This window comes from Streptomyces sp. NPDC091416 (genome assembly GCF_044756845.1).
Lineage (GTDB): Bacteria > Actinomycetota > Actinomycetes > Streptomycetales > Streptomycetaceae > Streptomyces.
In genome coordinates this window covers 358,117-378,938 of sequence record NZ_JBIVTU010000005.1, presented here as the reverse complement: position 1 = coordinate 378,938, position 20,822 = coordinate 358,117, and the positions used below count along the sequence as shown (strand labels likewise).

Genomic DNA, 20,822 nt, shown 5'->3' with positions numbered 1-20,822 from the left:
GTGACGCCCTGCCGCGTGGGGTGTGCCTGCCATCGGGGGACGCCGGCCGGTCCGGAGGAACCTTTTATACGCCCTGGCGGCGACGGGTCCGGGCCGCGTTCCCCCGTGCGGTGGGGGGCTGTCCAGGTGTGCGAATTGGCCGGGGTGCGACGGGGGCGGAGGGCTCGGTCCGGGCCTGCGCCGCGCACGCCGTTCGCGGGCCGGCCAACGGGCCTCCTCACGGCCGGGATTCGCCCGTAAACTCCGCGATCATGACGATCGAAACGACTCAGGCGGCCGGAACGGCCGAGGCCGAGGCCCTGTTCTCCACCATGTCCACGATGCGCGCGATGCGCCGGCTCAAGCCCGAGCCCGTCCCGGACGAGACGATCGAGCAGCTCGTACAGGCCGCGGTGTGGGGTCCCAGCGGCGGGAACATGCAGTGTTACGAGTACGTGGTCGTGACCGACCGTGAGGTGATGGCACGTCTGGCTCCGCTCTGGAAGCGGTGCGTGGACGCGTATCTGGCGACGACCGGGAAGTACGCGCCGAAGGGCATGGACGACGCGGCGTACGGCCGGATGGTCGCCGCGATCGAGTACCAGCGCGACCACTTCGCCGACACACCGGCGCTGATCATGCCCTGCTACCGGTTCCCGGAGCCCCGGATGGAGGAGGAGGGCCTGGCGGCCTACGCGCAGGCGCTCGGCCCGGCCGGGGTCGAGCACATGATGAGCACGCAGACGCGCTTCCAGGCACTCGCCGAGGGGTCCTGCGTGTACCCGGGGGTCCAGAACATCCTGCTGGCCGCCCGGGCGCTCGGGCTCGCGGCGAACATCACCATCTGGCACCTGATGCTGGAGCAGGAGTGGAAGGAGGCGCTCGGCATCCCGGAGGACATGCAGACCTTCGCCGCCATTCCCGTCGGATGGCCGCAGGGCAACTTCGGGCCGGTCCGGCGCCGCCCGGTGGCCGACGTCATCCACCGCGACCGCTGGTAGGACCAGCCGTCCGGACCTCGCCCCGGCGGCGGGGTCCGGTCGGCGCCCGCCCCTCCCGGGCGGGCACTCAACTCCATTGGGGTGAAAGCGAGTTCGACACGCGGCGTCATGATTGTCATGCCCTGGACAGACGGATAGCCTGAGCGGGCCTCGCGGCCCCCGCTCCACCCCACCCGGGCCCGGCGCCGTTCTTCTCCCCCACAGAGCAGGAGCAGGTATGCCCACACGCGCCGCCGCCCACACCCGGGCCCGCGCCACCGTGCTCGCGGCCCTCACCGCCACCGTCCTGGCCGCGACCGGCACCCCGGCCCTCGCCTCGACGGACACCGGGCACCGGATGAACCGGGCGTTCGAGCGGGCCGCCGAGAAGTACGACGTGCCCCGCGATCTGCTCGCCGCCGTCGGTTACGGCGAGACCCGGCTCGACGGCCACTCCGGGCGCCCCAGCCAGGCGAACGGCTTCGGCGTCATGCACCTGGTCAGCAACCCCGCCCACCGGACCCTGGAGCAGGCCGCGGGCCTCACCGGGAAGTCCCTGGCCGAGCTCCGCAGCGACACCCCGGCCAACATCCTGGGCGGCGCCGCCGTACTGCGCCGTTACGCGGACGGGCTCGGCCTCGACGCCGGGGACCGCGACGACCTCGGCGCCTGGTACCCGGCCGTCGCCCGGTACAGCGGCTCCGACGGTCAGGCCGCCGCCCTCTACGCCGACACGGTCTACACCTTCCTGGCCGACGGGCTCGACGCCGTCACCCCGGACGGCGAGCACATCTCGGTGACGGGCCGCCCGGTCTCCCCGCACAAGGACGGCCTCACCGCCACGGACGCCAGCACCCGGAGCGCCGACTACCCGTCCGCCCTGTGGGTCGCCGCCGACCCGAACAACTTCACCCCGGGCCGCTCGGCGGCGATCGACAAAGTGGTCATCCACGTCACGCAGGGCAGTTACGCGGGCACGATCAGCTGGTTCCAGGACCCGGTGTCCGAGGTGAGCTCCCACTACGTGGTGCGCTCGTCGGACGGCCAGATCACCCAGATGGTGCGCGACAGCGACACCGCGTACCACGCGCGGAGCGCCAACGCCTCGTCGCTGGGCATCGAGCACGAGGGCTTCATCGACGACCCGTCCTGGTTCACGGACTCGATGTACCGGTCCTCGGCCGCCCTGACCGCGCACCTGTGCGACCGGTACGGCATCCCGAAGGACCGCGCGCACATCATGGGCCACGTCGACGTGCCGGGCAACGACCACACCGACCCCGGACCGTACTGGGACTGGAACCGCTACATGGAACTGGTCGGCGGGAGCAATGACGGCGGTACCGGCGCCGACGCGCTGAGCTTCACGGCGTACGCGACACAGCGCAGCGGCTCCACGGGTGCCCAGGTCAGAGCCGTTCAGACGCTGCTGAACGCGCAGCAGTACCCGGCCGGCGAGGTGGACGGCAGCTTCGGCCCGGCCACGGAGGGCGCGGTCAGGAAGTTCCAGACCGCGCGCGGTCTGACATCGGACGGGGTGGTGGGGGCGAAGACCTGGACCGCCCTGCTGTCCGCGGGTGCCACCTCCCAGATCGCCGAAGGCGCCTCGGGCGACGCGGTGAAGCGGCTCCAGCGCGCGCTGACAGCGGCGCTCGGCTCGACGGTCGGCGTCGACGGGAGCTTCGGCCCGGGGACGGCGACGGCGGTGCGGAGCTACCAGACGAGCCGGGGCCTGACGGTCGACGGGGTCGTGGGACCGGGTACCTGGGGAGCGCTCCAGGCGGGCCGCTGACGGCCGGCCCCCGGGGTCGCCGCCGGGCCCCGGGGGCTCTTCGTCACGTTTGGGTAACCTGCCGGAAACCCTTGACGTTTCTCCTGACGCCTTCCTAACCTCCTCGTGTAGTCGCACTTCACGTGCTGCGGCGCTTTCCGCAGTGTTTTGGCAGGCACAGACATAGACCACCTGTCGGTGGTTTCGTCATGCCTGTTTTTTTTGTGCTCCCCGTGCCGCCGATGGGTCTTCCTCGAAGGCGGATTCATGGCACAACGTCCGAGCGTCAAAGGCGTCGCCGACGTCGTTGCGCTCATCGATGGGCTGGGAAAGATCACCGGCCGGGCGCAAGTCATCTGGTTCCTCGTATTCGGCGGGCTGTTCCTCGACGCCTACTCGAACGCGGCGCTGAGCGCGGGTCTGGGACCGATGACGTCCCAGATGGAGCTGACCAGCACGCAGGTCTCGATCCTCACGGCCACCGCTCCGGCCCTGGCGATCATCTTCAATCCGGTCGGCGGCTGGCTCGCCACCCGCATCGGCCGGGTCCCCCCGCTGCTCATCGCCAAGGTCTTCGCCATCGCGGGCGCCCTGCTCGCCGCGTTCGCCGGTGACTTCACGGTCGTCTGGCTGGGCCGGGTCCTGGTGGGTGTCGCGTACGGCATCGACTTCGCCGTCGCCATGGCGCTGCTCGCCGAGTACACACCCGCCAAGCTCGGCGGCCGGCTGAACCTGTGGCAGGCCGTCTGGTACGTCGCCACCACCAGCAACCTCGCGCTCGCCCTGGTCTTCTTCAACCTGGACGTCGGCTCGGACATCTGGCGCTGGTCGGTCGGCTCGGCCGCCGTCGTGGCCGTGGCGCTCCTCGTGGGCCAGTGGCTGATGCTCAGGGAGAGCCCCACCTGGCTGGCGAGCAAGGGCCGCCTGGACGAGTCCGTCCTCAACCTGGACCGGATCTACGGAATCAAGGCCGTCGCCGGAAAGCCCGACGAGGCGACCCGCGCCGCGACGGCCGCGCCCGCCATCGGCTTCCGCCAGGCCGGACTGCTCTTCAAGGGCGAGTACCTGCCCCGCACCATCCTCTCCTCGGTCATCTCGCTCGGGCAGTCGATGCAGTACTTCGCGGTCGGCTGGTACCTCCCGCTGATCAGCCTGACGATCTTCGGCGAGAGCTTCGAGAAGGCCACGATCGGCTCGATGGTGTTCAACGCCTTCGGCATCGCGGGCGGGCTGCTGTCCGCGTACTTCGGCCGCCGGCTCGGCCTGCGGCTCAGCTCCGCCGCCGGGTTCGCCGGGGTGTTCGTCGCTCTGATCGCGATGGGGCTGACCTTCGAGAAGGTCCCCACGGCCGTGGCGTTCCTGCTGCCGGTGCTCTTCATCCTCTGCCACTCCGCCGGCCCCGGCGCCAACGGCAAGTCCATCGCGGCGCTCTCGTACAGCAGTGATGTGCGGGCGCTCGGCACGGGTGTCACGGGGATGGTCGGCAGCTTCGGCAGTGTCGCGGGGCTGTATCTCTTCCCGCAGATCAAGGAGTCGCTCGGCCTCGCCGACACCTTCCTGGTGCTCTCCGTCGTCCCGCTGCTCGGCCTGATCACCTGTCTGGCCATCAAGTGGGACCCGATGAAGGCCGCCTCGCCCGACGAGGCCGCCCCGCAGCGGGCGACCGGTGCGCCGGAACACGCGGAGTCCGTCACCTCGCGCTGACCGTCCGCCGCTCCTGCCGCACCCCACGATGGTCCCTCTCCCCCTCCGTACAGCTCGCGATGCTCGCAATGAAAGGGCTGCAATGACGCAGACGCTCCCCGGCGCCGCTCCCCGGCGCGGTGTGCTGGCCATCGACGAGGGCACCACGGGCACCCGGGCCGGAGTCGTCCTCGACTCCGGCGCGGCGCACGAGGTGTTCTACCGGTCGATCGCGGTCAGCCATCCGGACGACCTCTCGGTCGAGCAGGATCCGATGGAGATCTGGACGGCCACGCTCGACGTGGCGCGCCGGGCCGTCGGCGCCGCCCGGGCGGACGGCATCGCCGTCACCGCCGTCGCGCTCTCCACGCAGCGGGCCACCGCGATGCTCTGGGACCGGGTCACCGGGCGGCCGCTGCTGCCCGCCGTGGTGTGGCAGGACCGGCGGTACGCCGCCGAGCTCACCGCTCACGAGGCCACGTGGGACGCTGCTCTCACCGCCCGTCAGGGCCGGCCGGTCGGCGCCCGCGCACCGTTCCTCTGGGCCGCCCGGCAGATCGCCGCGCACCCGGAGGTGGCCGCCGCGCACCGCGAGGGCCGGCTGCTCTTCGGCACCGTCGACACCTGGCTGATCTGGCGTCTGACCGGCGGCGCCGTGCACGCCACCACCCCGACCAACGCCGCGTCCAGCGGGGGTTACCTGCTGGAGCGGCACGCCTGGGACGAGGAGTGGATCAGCCACCTGGGCTTCCCTCTCGACCTGCTGCCCGAGCTCCGCTCGGACGACGCCGGATTCGGCACGACCGACCCGGCCGCCCTCGGCATCGCCGTCCCGCTGGCCGCCTCCATGGGCGACCAGCACGCCGCACTGATCGCGCTCGGTGGCCTCGCCGCCGGGCAGGGCATGTGCATGTACGGGACCGGCGCGTTCGTCGACGCGGCGACCGGCACCACGCCCGCCCTGCCCCGGCCGGACATCTCCGGGGTGCTCGCGCAGCCCGGCTACCGGCAGGGCGGCACCAGTCACTACAGCCTGGAGGCGTACACCTCCACGGCGGGTTCGGCGCTGCGCTGGCTCTGCGACGACCTGGGCCTGTTCGCCTCGCCGAAGGAGCTCGGTGAGGAGGCCGGCCGGGTCTCCGTCCGGCCGGGCCGCACCCCGCGGTTCGTTCCGGCGCTCGCCGGGGTCCGGACCCCGGTCTGGCACCCGGAGGCCACCGCCTCGCTCACCGGGCTCACCCTCGCCACCACCCGCGCCGATCTGGCCCGGGCCGTGCTCGACGGCATCGCGCACTCAGTGTGCGACCTCGTCGACGGCGTCGCCGCCACGATGGGCACCCCGTTCACCCGCCTCCGGGTGGGCGGCGGTGTCGCGGGCAGCGACCCTCTCCTGCGGATCCAGGCCGACCTGACCGGCCTGCCGCTGGAACGCGTCGCCGACTCGGCGACCGCCAGCCTGCGCGGTACCGCCTATCTGGCCGGGGTCGCCCGGGGCCTGTGGGGCTCGCTCGAAGAGGTCGTCGAGGCGCAGCCGCGCGGTCAGGTCTTCGAACCCTCCACCGGCGCGGACGTACGCGCCGCCGAGCGGACCGCCTGGCGCGAGGTACTGATCAACCACCTCAAGGACCCTGCCCTGACGCCTCACTGACGCCCCCTCACCCCCTCACTGACGGTCCCTCACCGTCAGCAGGCGGCGGCCGGACACCCGACCACGCGGCCGCCGCACCGAAACACCAGGAGTTGATGTTGTGATCACCATGCCCGCCAGGAAACCGCGGCGCAGCGCCGCGGCGACCCGCCGCACGCCCCTGCTGCTCGACCGCGCGGCGGCCAAGCGGCAGCTGGCCGACGACACGTACGACGTACTCGTCATCGGCGGCGGCATCACCGGGGCGTACGCCGTGCTGGACGCCGCCTCGCGCGGGCTGCGCGCGGCGCTGGTCGAGAAGGACGACTTCGCCTCGGGCACGTCGTCGAAGTCCTCGAAGATGGTGCACGGGGGGCTGCGCTACATCGAGCAGGGCAACGTCAATCTCGTACGCCACTCGCTCCTGGAGCGGCACCGCTTCCGCAAGAACGCCCCGCATCTGGTGCACCGGCTGCCGTTCCTCTTCCCGATCCTGGAGAAGGAGGGCATCTTCGACGCCCGTCTCGCCAAGGGGTTCGAGGGGCTGCTGTGGACGTACGACCTGGTCGGCGGCTGGCGGATCGGCAAGCTCCACCAGCGGCTGACCGTCCCCGAGGTCCTCGCGCAGGCGCCGACGCTGCGTGCGGAGAACCTCCAGGGCGGGCTGATGTACTTCGACGCCCGTACCGACGACGCGCGTCTCGTCCTGACCATCGTGCGCACCGCCGCCGCGCTCGGCGCGACCGTCCTCAACGGGGCGAAGGCCGAGGGCCTGCTGATGCGGGCCGGCCGGGTCGCCGGAGCACGGGTCGACGTGGACGGAGACAGCGTCGACATCCGGGCGCGGGCCGTCGTCAACGCGACCGGGGTGTGGACCGACGAGCTGGACGCGAAGGCCGTCGACGGCCACCGGCCGCAGGTCCGCCCGGCCAAGGGCGTGCACATCGTGGTGCCGTGGGACAAGGTGCGGATCAACTGCACGGTCACCGTGCCGATCCCGGGCCGGGCCCGCCGTGCGACGTGCACCCGCTGGGGCAACAGCGTCGTGCTGGGCACCACGGACGAGGACTACCAGGGCTCGCCCGACGATGTGCACTGCACGCGTCAGGAGATGGACTTCCTGCTGGAGGGCGCCAACACGGCGTTCGAGGGCAAGCTCACCCCGGACGACGTGGTCGGCTCCATCGGCGGGCTGCGTCCGCTGGTCGGCGGCAAGGAGGGCGCGACGCTCGACATGCGCCGCGACCACCACATCAGCATCGGCCGCACCGGCATGGTCACGGTGACCGGCGGCAAGCTCACCACCAGCCGGCACATGGGTGAACTCGTCATCGACAAGGTGATGACGGTTCTCGGCCGCAAGGCGAAGAGCCACACCACCGACCTGCCGCTCCTCGGCGGCGCCGGGTACGACGCCGAGGCCGTGGCGGCCTCCGGTGGCATCGCCGCGCACCTCGGCGAGCGCTTCGGCACCGAGGCGCGCTTCGTCGGCGACCTGATCCAGGAGGACCCGGCGCTGGCCGAGCCCATCGTCGCGGGACTCCCGTACACGAAGGCCGAGGTCGTGTACGCGGCCCGCGCGGAGCTCGCCCGCTCGGTCGACGACGTCCTCTCCCGCCGCATGCGCGCCCGGCTCTTCGCCCGCGACGCGTCCGCAGACGCGGCGGGCGCGGTCGGCGCGATCCTCGGCCGCGAACTGAACCTCACGGAGGCCGAGGTGGAGCGTTCCGTCTCCGACTACCTCGCGGCCGTCCGTCACGAAAAGTCCGTACTCCTCGAAGGGGCAGCAGCATGATCAGCCGTCAGACCATCACCCACCCGTTCAACCGGGGCAACTACACGATCGGCGCCCCGAGTTTCGCCAAGTGGGCGCAGAACACCCCGATCGGCGACGGTGAGGCCGCGCTCCAGAACAACCCCGTCGAGGTCCCCGAGGCCGTGGTCGGGGCGCTGCGCGAGGTCGCGCAGGCCGTGCACGTGGAGCGCGAGGAGGTCGTCACCCGGACCCGTGACTGGTGGGCCGGTTCGATGATCGGTGAGACCGAGGGCCGTCCCGCGACTCCGGACGCCGTGATCGTCGAGGCGGCCGACGCGGACCAGATCGCGGCCGTGCTGCGCATCTGCCATGCGGCGGGCATCCCGGTCACCCCGTCCGCGGGCCGCTCCAACGTCACGGGGGCGGCGCTGCCCGTCTTCGGCGGTGTCGTCCTGGACGTGTGCGGGCTGAACGAGATCACCGGCTTCGACGCCGAGTCGAACGTGGTGGACGTCCAGGCCGGCATGTTCGGCGACCTCTTCGAGAAGCAGCTCCAGGAGGAGTACGGCGTCACGACGGGCCACTGGCCCTCCGCGTTCGCCGTCTCCACGGTCGGCGGCTGGATCGCCTGCCGCGGCGCCGGCCAGCTCTCCACGCGCTACGGCAAGATCGAGGACATGGTCGTCGGTGTGGACGTCATCCACGCGGACGGCACCCGCGCCACGTACGGCGACTACGCCCGCGCGGCCGTCGGCCCGGACCTGCGCCAGCTGTTCATCGGCTCCGAGGGCACCCTCGGCGTCATCGTCGGCGCCCGGCTGCGCGTCCATCCGCTGCCCGAGTACGCGAACGCCGTCGCCTTCGGCTTCGCGACCTTCGCCGAGGGTCTGGACGCCTGCCGCACGATCATGCAGCGCGGCGCGACCCCGGCCGTCCTGCGGCTGTACGACGCCCTGGAGTCGGGCACCCACTTCGGTCACCCGGGGACCAACCTCCTGCTGATCGCCGACGAGGGCGACCCGGCGATCGTGGACGCCTCGATCAAGGTGGCGGCCGAGGTCTGCTCCGCGGAAGGCACCGAACTGGACTCGCAGGCCGTGTTCGAGCGCTGGCTCGACGAGCGGATGCTGGTCGGCAAGTCGGCGGACGGCTTCACGCCCGGCCCCGGTTTCGTCGCCGACACCCTGGAGATGGCGGCCTCCTGGGCCGACCTCCCGGTGATCTACGACGAGGTGGTCGGCGCGATCCAGTCGGTGCCCGGCACGCTGGCGGCCTCGGCCCACCAGTCGCACGCGTACACCGACGGTGCCTGCGTGTACTTCTCGCTCCGCGGCGAGGTGGCACCCGAGGCGCGCCGCGACTGGTACCGCTCGGTGTGGGACGCCGCGAACGCCGTCCTCATCAGGCACGCGGCGGCGCTCAGCCACCACCACGGCTGCGGACTGCTGCGCGGCCCCTACCTGGAGGAATCCCTGGGCGCGGGCTTCGCGACGTTCGTCGCGGTGAAGGCGGCCCTGGACCCGGCCGGCATCCTCAACCCTGGCAAACTGGGTCTTCCCAGCCGATTCGGTACGTCTCCGCTGAACTGACCTCGCACTCTTCCAGGCAGGTTGTGCCATGACCCCTTCCCCGTCCCGGTCCGGTGTTCCGCTCGATCCGCGGCTCACCTCGGCGTTCGCCGAGGTACCCGTGATCGCGTCGGTCGTCGGCACCCAGCCGCTGCGGCAGTTCCTGACCGCACCGGCCAAGGTGTGCATCCTCGCGTCGTTCGCCGTGGGGCAGCTGCCCCAGGTGGTGCCGGCGCTGGGCAGGGCGGGGAAGCTCGTGTTCGTGAACGTGGACAGCAGCCCCGGTCTGGCTCAGGACCGGGGCGCGCTGGAGTTCATCAAGAACATGGGCGCGCACGGCGTGGTCAGCACCCGGCTCTCGCTCATAGAGAAGGGCCGGCCGCTCGGCCTGCTGACGATGATGAAGGTGTTCGTCACCGACCGGTCCAATCTGCGCCGCTCCACGGACGCGATCTCGCGCGGGGCGCCGGACCTGGTCGAAGTCATGCCCGCCCCGATCATCGCCCGGATGAGCGCGCAGGCCCAGCGCGCGATGTCCCCGTCGGTGGCCGCGGGCTTCGTGGAGTGCCCCGCGGACGTGGCGCTCGCCCTGGCCCTCGGGTCGGCCGCGGCCGCCACGTCCGACCCCCGCCTCTGGCACCTGCGCCGCGACCAGCTGCCGCCGGTCCCGCCGTCCGCGCTCAAGAGGCCAGTCCCACCCCAGGAGTAGTACCGACGTGACCTACGTAGTCGTAGCCCGCTACCGCACGAAGCCCGGCGAGCAGGACACCGTCCTGCCGCTTCTCGACACCATGGCCGCCGCCTCCCGCGAGGAACCCGGCAACCTCGCCTACCGGGTCCACCAGGGCACCGAGGACCCCCGGGCGATCGTCCTCTACGAGGAGTACGCGACCGAGGCCGACTTCACCGCGCACTGCGCGACCCCGCACTTCCAGGAGATCGTGCTCGGCAAGGTCGTCCCGCTCCTGGAGAGCCGCGACGTCCTGCGCTGCGCGCCCCGCGACGGGGTGACCGCGTGAAGACCCGGGCCGTGGTCCTGCGCTCCATATCAACGGCCCGGCCCTATGCGCGGACCCGCCCGGTCGAGGTGGAGGAACTGACCCTCGGCGCCCCGCGCGAGGGCGAGGTGCTGGTGCGCGTCGCCGCCGCCTCGCTGTGCCACTCGGACCTCTCGGTCGTCAACGGCGACCGCGTCCGGCCGCTGCCGATGGCCCTGGGCCACGAGGCGGTCGGCGTGGTCGAGGAGACCGGGCCGGGCGTCCACCGGATCTCCCCCGGTGACCATGTCGCCCTGGTCTTCGTGCCGAGCTGCGGCTTCTGCGCCGACTGCGCGGCGGGCCGCCCCGCCCTGTGCGCGCAGGCCGCCGCGGCGAACGGTTCGGGCGCGCTGCTGCACGGCCCCTCCCTGCTGACGGACGCCGCCGGCGCCACGGTCCACCACCAGCTGGGCGTCTCGGCGTTCTCCTCGTACGCGGTGGTGGCCCAGGAGTCCGTGGTGCCGATCCCCGGCGACATCCCGTTCTCCGTGGCCTCGATGTTCGGCTGCGCGGTCCTGACGGGCGCCGGCGCGGTCATCAACACGGCCGCCCTGCGCCCCGGCCAGTCAGCCGTGGTCTACGGGCTGGGCGGGGTGGGCCTGTCGGCGGTCCTGGGGGCGCGGGCGGCCGGCGCGTACCCGATCGTCGCCGTCGACCCGGTGCCCGAGAAGCGCGCGCTGGCCCTGCGCCTGGGAGCCACGCACGCGTACGCCCCCGACGAGGCACTCGGCGCCGTCCGCGAACTGACCTCCGGCGGCGCCGAGGTGGCGGTCGAGGCCGTGGGCAGCCCGAAGGTGATGGCTGAGTGCCTGGCGGCGGTCGCCCGGGGCGGCAAGGTCGTCTCGGTGGGCCTGCCCGCGCCCGACCGCGTCCTGGAGGTACCGGCGCTGGCCTTCGCGGGCGAGGGCAAGTCCCTGCTGGGCTCGTACATGGGCGACGCGGTCCCGCGCCGCGACATCCCCCGGTTCCTGGACCTGTGGCGGGCGGGGCTGATGCCGGTGGAGGAGATGCACACCGGCACGCTCCCGCTGGACGAGGTCAACTCGGCGATGGAGGAGCTGGCCTCGGGCCGGGCGATCCGTCAGGTGCTGGACACATCGGGGCTGTTGGAGGCCTGAGCGGCTGCCGCAGGCGCCCGCCGCCGGGCGGGCGCCTCATGGGGCGCCGAGGGGTGTGCGGCGGGCGATGACCTTGCGGTAGCTGATGCGCCAGCCGCGCTCGGCCCGCACCACCAGGTCCTCGTACGTGACGCTGCCGCTGGTGCCGTCGGCGTTGATGCCGATGCCTTTGGAGCGGGCGCCCACCCGGCCGTCGCCGAGGTCGGTGAGCACGATGTTCGTGACGTGGTGCCCCACCGGGTTGCGTGCGCCCATGGCGATCGCCGCGTCCCGGAAGGCGTCCACCCCGATCAGCGAACCGTGTCCGAGGTCCGTGACGTCGTAGACGATGTCGTCGGTGAACAGTTCCTCCAGCCGGTGGAGTTCGCCGTCGTCGACCAGATGTCCGTGCAGGGCGATCAGTTCCATGACCGCCAGGCGGTCCTCGACGCTCAGTGCCACGTGCGTCCTCCCAATGTCCGGGCCGCGACCCTACGCCCGCGACGGTCAGTCCCGCGACGGGGTTTCGGCTCGCCCGTAGCGCAGTTCCACGACCCCGCTGCCGAAGGTCCGGGTCCCCACGAGCTGGAGCGCGGTCAGGGTGTCCGTCGACGGGAACATGGACCTTCCCCGGCCGATCAGCACCGGGTGGACGTAGACCCAGTACTCGTCGATCAGATCGAGCGCCGCGAAGGACGCGGCGAGGTCGGCGCCGCCGAGACCGAGGTCGCCGCCGGGCTGTTCCTTCAGCGCCCTGACCTCTTCGGGCACGACCTCGTGGACGACCGTGGTGTTCCAGTCCGCCCGCTCCAGCGTCCGGGAGTAGACGTACTTCGGCATGTTCCGCCAGATCTCCGCGAAGTCGGCCATCGGCCCGGCATTGGCCGGGTCCTGGTCGGCGGTGGGCCAGAAGTCCGCCATCAGCTCGTGGACGACCCGCCCGTGGAGGAAGCCGCCCATCTTCGCGATCTGCTCGTTGAAATGACGGTGCAGTTCCTCGTCGACCCGGTGCCAGCTGATGTCCCGGTCCGGTCCCTCGAAGTAGCCGTCGAGGGAGACCGACATGGAATAGATGATCTTTCGCATCGCGTACCTCGCCAGAAGATTCGGGGACGGGCCGGCAGACGAAACCGACCATACCCGGCGGCGGAGCACGGACGTCGGACCTGAGCGCATCGCTTGACGAACGGCGGGCGCACCCCGTAGGAGTCGGCAATGGCGGGCGCCCGAAGCCCGCCGCACCGGCCCCCGAGGAGCAGCGCACGTGAGAATCGGATCCGCCCGGGCTGCCGCGGCTCGCTGGGTGGCCGCCCACGCCCGTCCCGGCCCCGGCTACCGCGGGGCGTACTTCAGCGGCTCGACGGTCGGCCGGCCCGACGACGCCGAGCTGCCGCCTTCGTCCGACGTGGACGTCGTGGTCGTCACGGAGGAGGACGAGCCGCCCGCCAAGCCCGGCAAACTGCGCTACGAGGGCGCGCTGCTGGAGATCACGTACCTGCCGTGGGCCGAGCTGCGCGACCCGGAGGCGGTGCTCTCCTCGTACCACCTGGCGGGAAGCTTCCGCCGGGACACGGTCATCGACGATCCGACCGGCGGTCTGCGCGCCCTGTACGCGCACGTCTCGCCCCGGTTCGCCGAGCGCGACCGGGTGCGCAGCCGCTGTCTGGACGCCCGGCGGCGCGTGGAAGGCCGCCTGGCCGCGTTCGACGCCTCCGCGCCCTTTCACGAGCAGGTACCGGCCTGGATGTTCCCCACCGGCGTCACCACCCACGTCCTGCTGGTCGCCGCCCTGCGCAATCCCACTGTCCGGCTGCGCTACCAGGCCGTGCGCGAGGTGCTCGACGCGTACGGACAGCCGGAGCTCTACCCGGAGTTGCTGGCGCTCCTCGGCTGCGCGGACGTCTCCGAGCGGGTGGTACGGCACCACGTGGGCGAACTGACGCGCACGTTCGACGCCACGGTCCCGGTGGCGCGCACCCCGTTCTTCTTCAGCAGCGACCTCACCGGGCAGGCCCGGCCCGTCGCCGTCGACGGCAGCCTGGAGCTGCTCGACCGGGGCGAGCACCGCGAGGCGGTGTTCTGGATCGTCGCGACGCTGGCCCGCTGCCACACGGTGCTGGCCGTGGACGAACCGGCGCTGCACAGGGAGCGGCTGCCCGCCTTCGAGGCGGCCGTGGCCGAGCTGACCGGGATCACCCGCACCGCGGATCTGCTGGAGCGGCGGGCGGAGGTCCTCGCGTTCCTGCCCCGGCTGGGGACGGCCGCGGAGGCGGTGCTGGCAGCCAATCCGGACATCACCGGGTAGGTCAGGTGCGGGGCGGCCCTTGAGAGGCCCCCTGCCGTCGCGGCACGCACTCTGCTAATTTGCCCCCATGTTCCTTCCTCGTGCGTAGGGCCCCGCACTGACCGCACCCTTCTCCCGGGTGCGGCACTCCGGTGTCCCCGCATGCCCCGCAGCGCCGCGTCCTCGCGCTGCCCTCACGAGGAATGTCATCGTGCTCACGTCTTCTCCCGCGCCTTCGCGCGCGCCGTCGTACGCTGCCGTGCTGCGTACCCCCCATGCCGCACGCACCTTCGGTGCCGCACTGCTGGGGCGGCTCTCGTACGGAATAGTCCCTCTCTCCCTCCTGCTCTCGATCAAGGACGCCACCGGTTCGTACGCCGCGGCCGGTGGCGCGATGGCCGTGTTCGGCGCCGCGAGCGTCGTCCTGTCCCCCGCCCGCGCCGCGCTGATCGACCGGTACGGGCCGCGCCGGGTCCTGCCGCCGATGGCCGGGCTGTACGCGGTGCTGCTCGCCGTGATCGCCCTGGCCGCCTGGCGGCCGGGGGCACCGCCGCTCGTCCTGGGCCTTCTGGCGGCGACGGCGGGGGCCTGCACGCCGCCGCTCGGTCCCGTCATGCGGACGTTGTGGAGCAGCCTCGTGCCCGACCGGGAACTGCTGCAGCGCGCCTACAGCCTGGACGGCGTCGCCGAGGAACTGCTGTATGTGACTGGTCCGTTGCTGGTGGGGATCGTGGTGACGGCCGCCGAACCGGCCGTCGGCGTCCTGGCCGGCGCCGTGCTCGTGTTCGTGGGGGCGGCGGCGCTGGTGGGCTCGCCCGCGGTGTCCCGTGGGCGCACGGTACGGCCCCCGGCCGACGGGCCGGCCGCTCCCCGGCTGCGTCTGCACGGCATCGCCGCCCTGCGTCACGCGGTCATGGTGACGGCCGCCGTGGGCCTCTGCCTCGGGGCGCTCGATCTGCTGGTGGTGGCCTTCACCGAGCAGCTCCAGCGGCCGACGGCGGTCTCCTGGGTGCTGGCGGCCCTCTCGGCCGGGAGCGCCGTCGGCGGTCTGGCCTACGGGGCGGTCCGGTGGAAGTCGGCGAGCCGGGTACGGCTGCCGGTGGTGGCGGCCGCGTTGGGTGCGGCGCTGATGGCGGCCGGGTTGTCGCCGCATCTGTACGTGCTGGTCGCCGCCGCCGCGGTCGCCGGGCTCTTCGTCGCTCCGGCGCTCACGACCGCGTATCTGATCGCCGACGAGTCGGTCGGCGCCGACCGGCGCACCCAGGCGGGCGCCTGGGTGAACACGGCGTTCAACGCCGGCTCCTCGGGCGGGACCGCCGTGATCGGCCTGCTCGTGGACCGGCTGCCGCTCGCCCTGTGCTTCGCGCTGGCGGCGGCCCCGGCGATGGTGTGCGCGGCGGCGGTGGCACGCGCCGCGGTCCGCCGCTCCCGGCCCGCGGGAGCGGCGGACGCGGTCAGCGGAGCTTGATCGCGCCGCCGTCGGCCATCAGGGTCTGACCGGTGATGTAACGGGCGTCGTCGCTCGCCAGGAACGCGATGACGGGGGCGACGTCCGTGCGCGGGTCACCGAAGCGGCCGAGCGGGACCTTGGCGGCCGAGAGGGCGTACTGCTCGGGGTTGGCCTCGGCCCAGGCGGCCACGCCCGCGGTCTTCGCCATCGGCGCGACGACGTTGACCCGGATCTGGTCGGCCGCCCATTCGTTGGCGACGACCCGGCTCAGCCCGCGGATCGCTTCCTTCGCGGCGGCGTACGAGGCCTGGTTCGGCTGGCCGTCGATACCCGCTCCCGAGCCGAAGTTGATCACCGAGCCCCGGCTCCTGCGGAGCTCGGGGTAGGCGGCGAGCATGAAGTTGCGGGTGGCGAACAGGCCGCTGTCCAGGGCGAGCTTCCAGTCGTCCTCGGTCTGCTCGGTGAAGGGTCGTACGCGTGAGGCGCTGGCGTTGTTCACCAGGATGTCCAGGCCGCCGAAGCGCTCGACGGCCGTGGCCACCGCCAGGTCGGCGACCGCCCGGTCGGAGACGTCTCCCCGCAGGAAGGCCACCGCGTCCCCGAGCTCGCCGACCACGGCGTCTCCGGCCTCCTGCTGAAGGTCGACGACCACGACGCGGGCGCCGCGTTCGACGAAGAGCCGGGTGACGGCCTCGCCGATGCCCGAGGCTCCTCCGGTGACGACGGCGACCTTGTTCTCCAGTGTCATTGCGCTGTTCCTCCGACTCGATGGGTCCGGCGCCGCACCCCCGCACCACGCCTTTCTTATGCACCATACATCCTATATGTATGGTGCATATCAATGAGGCAGCCAGGACTCCCAGACCGCCGTCAGCTCCGCCTCGACGGCCGGGGCGGCCACGTCCGTCAGCCGCACCTGCGCACCCGGGCCCGCCAGGTCCGTCCGGTAGGGATGCGGCCGGCCCGCCGGGGTCGCGCCGAGTGCGGTGACGGCGCCGATGACCCGGTGGGTGCCAAGGACGCCGGGCAGCTCACGCAGGTCCGGATCGGTCAGGTCGAGGTCCTCGACGAGAAGCTCCCGCCCCTCGTACGTCACCCGGGTCACGGCCCGCAGGCTGCCGCCGCGTTCGCCCGAGCGGCCGAGGACCAGGGTGTCGCGCCACAGCATCCGGGCCCCCGCGGCAAGACGCGCATCCATCGTCCGGACGACGTCCGCCCCGTCCGAGACGACGAACGGCAGTCCGTGCCAGAGGAGTTCGCCCCCCTCGGCGATGTCCACGCGGGCCCGCCAGCGGGAGCTGCCGCCCCGGTGGTCGTAGGCGACGAGACCGGCCGGCTCGACCAGCTCCAGGCGTGCGCCCGGGCCGACCGATATCCGCAGCCCGAGGTCGTCGCCCGCCAGCAGCCCCGCCCGGGTGCCGACCAGGGCGATCCGGATCCGGTCGGAGGCCGGCATCAGGGGGCGGGGCGCGAGGAACGCGCCCGGCCTCAGCTCGTGTGCCAGGTGGCGGCCCGAGACGTCGCGCCCGACGCCGACGACGACCGGCTCTTTCATGAGTGGCTGTGGGGCGCCATCGGGCCCGGGTCCGTGGGCACATGGCTGCCGGCACGGTGGCGGGCGAGCAAGGACCGCACCCAGTCGGCGAGTTCGGTGACGGAGGCCGGATCCTTCCGGGACAGGGCGAGGACCGGAAGTCCGCCGCGGGCCGCTTCGGCGTCGGCCACCATCGCGGCCACGTCCACCTCCACGTACGGCGCGAGGTCGGTCTTGTTGATGATCAGGAGGTCGGCGCCGGTGATGCCGGGACCTCCCTTGCGGGCGACGTCGCCGCCGCCCGCGACGTCGATGCAGAACAGCTGCGCGTCGGCGAGGGCCGGGCTGAACGTGGCGGTGAGATTGTCGCCGCCGCTCTCGATGAGGACCAGGTCCAGTGGCCCGTACGCCTCCTCCAGGTCCTCGACGGCGTCCAGGTTGGCGCTGACGTCGTCGCGGATCGCGGTGTGCGGGCAGGCGCCGGTCTCGACCGCCCGGATCCGTTCGGTCGGCAGGACACCCGCCGAGCGCAGGAAGCGGGCGTCCTCGTCGGTGTAGATGTCGTTGGTGACGACCGCCATGGACAGTTCGCCGGCGAGCTCGCGGCACAGGGTGGCCAGGATCGAGCTCTTCCCGGTGCCGACCGGGCCCGCGACGCCCAGGCGCAGGGCGCGCGGCTGGTTCAGCGGCTCGTGGAAGTGGGGGTTCGGCTGCGGGGCGGGGGTGGTGTCGTTGTCAGGCAAGGAAGAGTCTCCGTTCGCGTCGTGCGTGTTCGAGCGCCCACTGTTCGGTGAGCGGGGCGGTGCGTGCGGGCAGCCGGTCCGGGCTCCGTACGGCGAGGGCGGCGGTCACCGCCCGTGCCGCGTCGGGCTCGGCGGCGAGGATCCAGGCGACCGAGTCGAGCGGGTCGCCCGGCAGGATCTTCAGAGCGGCCGAGGCGATGGTCTGGAGTTCGTCGTAGACGACGGCGTGAGCCAGTTCCTCCTCGGAGACCACCAGCACGGCTCCGAGTGCGCCGAGCGCGACCGGTCGCAGGGGCCGGGGCCGCAGGGCGGCCAGTGCGGTGACCGCCGGGTGGTCCGGCGCCAGCCGCCGGGCCAGCCGGTGCACGCCCCGCCCGAGGGCCGCCGATGCCTCGCGCTGGGGCGCGGCCGGGGTCCGGGCTTCGAGGGCGTGCTGTACGGGTCCGTAGTCGGCGGGGTCCTGCCCGGCGGCCCGCAGCGCGAGGACGGCGGCGGCCGCCTCGGTGACGGCGGTGGTGTGCAGCCGGGCCTTCAGCAGTGCGGGGACCCGGTCGCGGGTGAGGCCGGCGGCGACGGCGGGTTCGAGTCCCGCGCTGTAGGTGTACGCACCGACCGGGAGCCGCCCGTCGCCGAGCAGAAGAGAGGCGAGCGATGCCATCAGAACATGGAGTACCGCTGGGTCAGCGGCAGTTCGGTGGCGGGCGAGGGCTCGACGAGTTCTCCGTCGATCCGGATGGCGAAGGTCTCCGGGTCGACCTCGATGGCCGGGAGCGCGGTGTTGTTCGGCAGATCGGCCTTGGTGAGATGGCGGGTGGGGCGCACGGCGACCAGTTCGCGCACGAGACCGAGCCGTTCGGCGAGTCCGTCCTCCAGGGCGGCCGGTGAGACGAAGGCGACCGAGAGGTGCGGGGCGGCCCCGGCCGCGGCCGTCGGGCGCAGCAGAACGGGCTGGGTGGTGGGGATCGCGGCGTTGGCGTCGCCGAGGGGCGCGCACACGACCATGCCGCCCTTGATGACGGCCGCGGGGCGGATGCCGAAGAACGCGGGGTCCCACAGCACCAGGTCGGCGAGCTTGCCCGGTTCGACGGAGCCGACGACGTGGTCGATGCCGTGGGCGACGGCGGGGCAGATCGTGTACTTGGCGACGTAGCGGCGGGCCCGTTCATTGTCGGCGGGCAGGGCGCTGCCGCGGTCGCCGAAGCGCTGCTTCATGACGTGGGCGACCTGCCAGGTGCGGCAGATGACCTCACCGATGCGGCCCATGGCCTGGGCGTCGGACGAGGTGATGGAGAGGGCGCCGATGTCGTGGAGGATGTCCTCGGCCGCGATGGTGGTGGCGCGGATGCGGGACTCGGCGAAGGCGAGGTCCTCGGGGACGCGGGGGTTGAGGTGGTGGCAGACCATCAGCATGTCGAGGTGCTCGTCGACGGTGTTGACGGTGTGCGGGAGCGTCGGGTTGGTGGACGCCGGCAGGATGTGGGGGTGGGAGGCCACGGTGATGATGTCGGGTGCGTGGCCGCCGCCCGCGCCCTCGGCGTGGAAGACGTGGATCCCCCGGCCCGCGATGGCGTCGAGGGTTCCCTCGACGTAGCCCGCCTCGTTGAGGCTGTCGCCGTGCAGCGCGACCTGGAGTCCGTAGGTGTCGGCGGCCTTCAGGGCGGCGTCGATGGCGGCGGGTGTGGCGCCCCAGTCCTCGTGGACCTTGTAGCCGCCCGCCCCGCCGAGCGCCGCCTCGCGCAGGGCCTCCTCGCCGACCGTGGAGCCCTTGCCGAACAGCATGACGTTGAGCGGGACGTTCTCCAGGGACCGGAACATCATCGCGAGGTTCCACGCGCCGGGCGTGACGGTGGTGGCCTTGGATCCCTCGGTGGCTCCGGTGCCGCCTCCGATGACGGTCGTGGTGCCGGTGGCCAGGGCCTCGTGGAGGGTCTCCGGCATCAGGAAGTGGACATGGGTGTCGACGGCCCCGGCGGTGAGGATCCGGCCCTCGCCGGAGACGACGTCGGTGCCGGGCCCGATCACGAGGTCCGGGTGGACCCCGTCGGCGATGTCGGGGTTGCCGGAGCGGCCGAGTGCGACGATACGGCCGGCCCGGATACCGACGTCGGCCTTGACGACACCCCAGTGGTCGAGGACCACGGCGTTCGTGATGACCAGGTCGAGGGCGCCGTCGGCGCGCGAGGTGGTGGCCTGGGCCATGGATTCGCGGATCGACTTGCCACCGCCGAACACGGCTTCCTCGCCCCCGAAGCAGCGGTCCTCCTCGACCTCGATCCAGAGGTCGGTGTCGGCGAGCCGGACGCGGTCGCCGGTGGTGGGCCCGTAGAGCGACGCGTAGGCGGCGCGGGTCAGTTGTGCCATGTCACACGGCCTCCTCTGCCGCGTCGTCCGCCCGGGGTGCGGTGGGCGGGACGATGCCGGGCACCGTCCCGCGTCCGCCGAGCGCGACGAGGGTGATCTCCGCGCCGACGCCGGGCTCGAAGCGCAGCGACGTACCGGAGGGAATATCGAGCCGGAATCCCTTTGCCGATGAGCGGTCGAAGGAAAGTGCGGGATTGACGTCGAGGAAATGGAAATGGGATCCGACCTGAATGGGGCGGTCTCCGTCGTTCACCACGGTCAGCTGAATTTTCGGGCGGTCGGAATTAATGTGCAGCACGCCGGATCCGGTCCGGATCTCGCCGGGGATCACGGGATGGGCGAGGTGATCGTGACGAGCTTGCGCCCGTCGGGGAAGGTCGCCTCGACCTGGACGTCGTGCAGCATCTCCGGAACACCTTCGAGCACGTCAGCACGGGTGAGCACGGAACGCCCCGCCGTCATGAGGTCGGCGACGCGAGCTCCCTCACGGGCCCGCTCCATCGCCCAGCAGGCGAGCAGCGCGACGGCCTCGGGGTAGTTGAGGCGTACGCCCCGCTCCCGCCGGTCACGGGCGACCATTCCGGCCACACTCAGCAGCAATTTCTCCGTGTCGGACGGAGTCAGAAACATGGGAAACCTCCATGGCGGCAGTCCCCGGAATTCCCGGAATCGCCTCGGCCACCCTCCTCTTATAAGCCTCCGGATGGAGCCGTGGCAACTTTCATCGCACCGCAAAAAGTCCCTTTCTGGCGTTATCGCCTACCATATACGGGCAAAGCAGACAAAATTTGATCATCAAGGGCAGATGAAAAAGGCGGTCGCGGCCCCCCCCCCCCGGGGGGCGCCCCCCCCCGGGGGGGGCCCCCCCCCCCCCCACCACCCCCCACCCCCCCGAATTAAAAAGGTGCCCCCCCCCACCCCCCCCCCGCCCGCCGGGCGCCCCGGGGGGGCA

20 protein-coding genes are annotated in these 20,822 nt (G+C 72.3%); 11 read left to right on the top strand and 9 right to left on the bottom strand.

Features of this window, described 5'->3' with window-relative positions; translation table 11 throughout:
* The first annotated feature begins 251 nt into the window (after positions 1-251).
* The 9 genes from ACIQMX_RS17870 (at position 252) to ACIQMX_RS17830 (ending at position 11,519) form a co-directional block, all read left to right on the top strand.
* Positions 252-980, top strand: a complete 729-nt coding sequence (locus tag ACIQMX_RS17870; RefSeq protein WP_363067187.1) for a nitroreductase family protein — start codon at positions 252-254, stop codon at positions 978-980.
* A 217-nt stretch (positions 981-1,197) separates the two neighbouring features.
* Entirely contained in the window at positions 1,198-2,751 is a 1,554-nt protein-coding gene (locus tag ACIQMX_RS17865; protein ID WP_402479009.1) for a peptidoglycan-binding protein, read from the top strand.
* Positions 2,752-2,997: 246 nt separating this feature from the next.
* Positions 2,998-4,434, top strand: coding sequence for an MFS transporter (locus ACIQMX_RS17860; protein ID WP_363067185.1), 1,437 nt, complete (start codon positions 2,998-3,000; stop codon positions 4,432-4,434).
* Positions 4,435-4,516: 82 nt separating this feature from the next.
* A complete protein-coding gene (locus ACIQMX_RS17855; RefSeq protein WP_402479006.1) occupies positions 4,517-6,061 on the top strand; it encodes an FGGY family carbohydrate kinase in 1,545 nt (514 codons plus the stop codon).
* Positions 6,062-6,161: 100 nt separating this feature from the next.
* On the top strand, positions 6,162-7,835 hold the full coding sequence (locus ACIQMX_RS17850; protein WP_402479004.1) for an FAD-dependent oxidoreductase: 1,674 nt from the start codon (positions 6,162-6,164) through the stop codon (positions 7,833-7,835).
* A complete protein-coding gene (locus ACIQMX_RS17845) occupies positions 7,832-9,385 on the top strand; it encodes an FAD-binding oxidoreductase (protein WP_402479001.1) in 1,554 nt (517 codons plus the stop codon). Before ACIQMX_RS17850 ends, ACIQMX_RS17845 begins: the two co-directional genes overlap by 4 nt.
* Positions 9,386-9,413: 28 nt before the next feature.
* Positions 9,414-10,073, top strand: a complete 660-nt coding sequence (locus ACIQMX_RS17840; protein ID WP_402478998.1) for a glycerol-3-phosphate responsive antiterminator — start codon at positions 9,414-9,416, stop codon at positions 10,071-10,073.
* 7 nt (positions 10,074-10,080) lie between these two features.
* Positions 10,081-10,383, top strand: coding sequence for an antibiotic biosynthesis monooxygenase family protein (locus tag ACIQMX_RS17835; RefSeq protein ID WP_363067180.1), 303 nt, complete (start codon positions 10,081-10,083; stop codon positions 10,381-10,383).
* Entirely contained in the window at positions 10,380-11,519 is a 1,140-nt protein-coding gene (locus ACIQMX_RS17830) for a zinc-binding dehydrogenase (RefSeq protein ID WP_402478994.1), read from the top strand. Before ACIQMX_RS17835 ends, ACIQMX_RS17830 begins: the two co-directional genes overlap by 4 nt.
* A gap of 36 nt (positions 11,520-11,555) precedes the next feature.
* Here the strand turns inward: ACIQMX_RS17830 and ACIQMX_RS17825 are convergent, their stop codons facing one another.
* Positions 11,556-11,960, bottom strand: coding sequence for a nuclear transport factor 2 family protein (locus ACIQMX_RS17825; RefSeq protein WP_402478991.1), 405 nt, complete (start codon positions 11,958-11,960; stop codon positions 11,556-11,558).
* A gap of 45 nt (positions 11,961-12,005) precedes the next feature.
* On the bottom strand, positions 12,006-12,584 hold the full coding sequence (locus ACIQMX_RS17820; RefSeq protein WP_363067177.1) for a dihydrofolate reductase family protein: 579 nt from the start codon (positions 12,582-12,584) through the stop codon (positions 12,006-12,008).
* A gap of 178 nt (positions 12,585-12,762) precedes the next feature.
* On the opposite strand from ACIQMX_RS17820, the gene ACIQMX_RS17815 reads away from it, so the two are divergent.
* Together ACIQMX_RS17815 and ACIQMX_RS17810 are read left to right on the top strand one after the other, a co-directional pair.
* Positions 12,763-13,803, top strand: coding sequence for a hypothetical protein (locus tag ACIQMX_RS17815; protein WP_402478986.1), 1,041 nt, complete (start codon positions 12,763-12,765; stop codon positions 13,801-13,803).
* A 238-nt stretch (positions 13,804-14,041) separates the two neighbouring features.
* Positions 14,042-15,250 carry an MFS transporter gene (locus tag ACIQMX_RS17810; RefSeq protein WP_402478983.1) on the top strand — a complete coding sequence of 403 codons (1,209 nt, stop codon included), beginning with the start codon at positions 14,042-14,044 and terminating at the stop codon, positions 15,248-15,250.
* Here the strand turns inward: ACIQMX_RS17810 and ACIQMX_RS17805 are convergent.
* The 7 genes from ACIQMX_RS17805 to ACIQMX_RS17775 form a co-directional block, all read right to left on the bottom strand.
* Entirely contained in the window at positions 15,237-15,980 is a 744-nt protein-coding gene (locus tag ACIQMX_RS17805; protein WP_363067174.1) for an SDR family NAD(P)-dependent oxidoreductase, read from the bottom strand. The two genes, ACIQMX_RS17810 and ACIQMX_RS17805, sit on opposite strands and share 14 nt — an antisense overlap.
* A 90-nt stretch (positions 15,981-16,070) precedes the next feature.
* Positions 16,071-16,787 carry an urease accessory protein UreD gene (locus ACIQMX_RS17800; RefSeq protein ID WP_402478980.1) on the bottom strand — a complete coding sequence of 239 codons (717 nt, stop codon included), beginning with the start codon at positions 16,785-16,787 and terminating at the stop codon, positions 16,071-16,073.
* Positions 16,784-17,452: an urease accessory protein UreG gene (ureG, locus tag ACIQMX_RS17795; RefSeq protein ID WP_363067221.1), complete on the bottom strand. Its 669-nt coding sequence runs from the start codon at positions 17,450-17,452 to the stop codon at positions 16,784-16,786. The genes ACIQMX_RS17800 and ureG overlap by 4 nt, the downstream gene beginning before the upstream one ends.
* A gap of 49 nt (positions 17,453-17,501) precedes the next feature.
* The gene (locus ACIQMX_RS17790; protein ID WP_402478977.1) at positions 17,502-18,167 is read right to left on the bottom strand and encodes an urease accessory protein UreF; all 666 of its coding nucleotides are present in this window, start codon (positions 18,165-18,167) and stop codon (positions 17,502-17,504) included.
* Positions 18,167-19,870 carry an urease subunit alpha gene (locus ACIQMX_RS17785; RefSeq protein ID WP_363067171.1) on the bottom strand — a complete coding sequence of 568 codons (1,704 nt, stop codon included), beginning with the start codon at positions 19,868-19,870 and terminating at the stop codon, positions 18,167-18,169. The genes ACIQMX_RS17790 and ACIQMX_RS17785 overlap by 1 nt, the downstream gene beginning before the upstream one ends.
* A 1-nt stretch (position 19,871) precedes the next feature.
* Entirely contained in the window at positions 19,872-20,201 is a 330-nt protein-coding gene (locus ACIQMX_RS17780; protein ID WP_363067170.1) for an urease subunit beta, read from the bottom strand.
* Positions 20,198-20,500 carry an urease subunit gamma gene (locus tag ACIQMX_RS17775; RefSeq protein ID WP_148021623.1) on the bottom strand — a complete coding sequence of 101 codons (303 nt, stop codon included), beginning with the start codon at positions 20,498-20,500 and terminating at the stop codon, positions 20,198-20,200. The genes ACIQMX_RS17780 and ACIQMX_RS17775 overlap by 4 nt, the downstream gene beginning before the upstream one ends.
* Between the last annotated feature and the right edge of the window lie 322 nt (positions 20,501-20,822).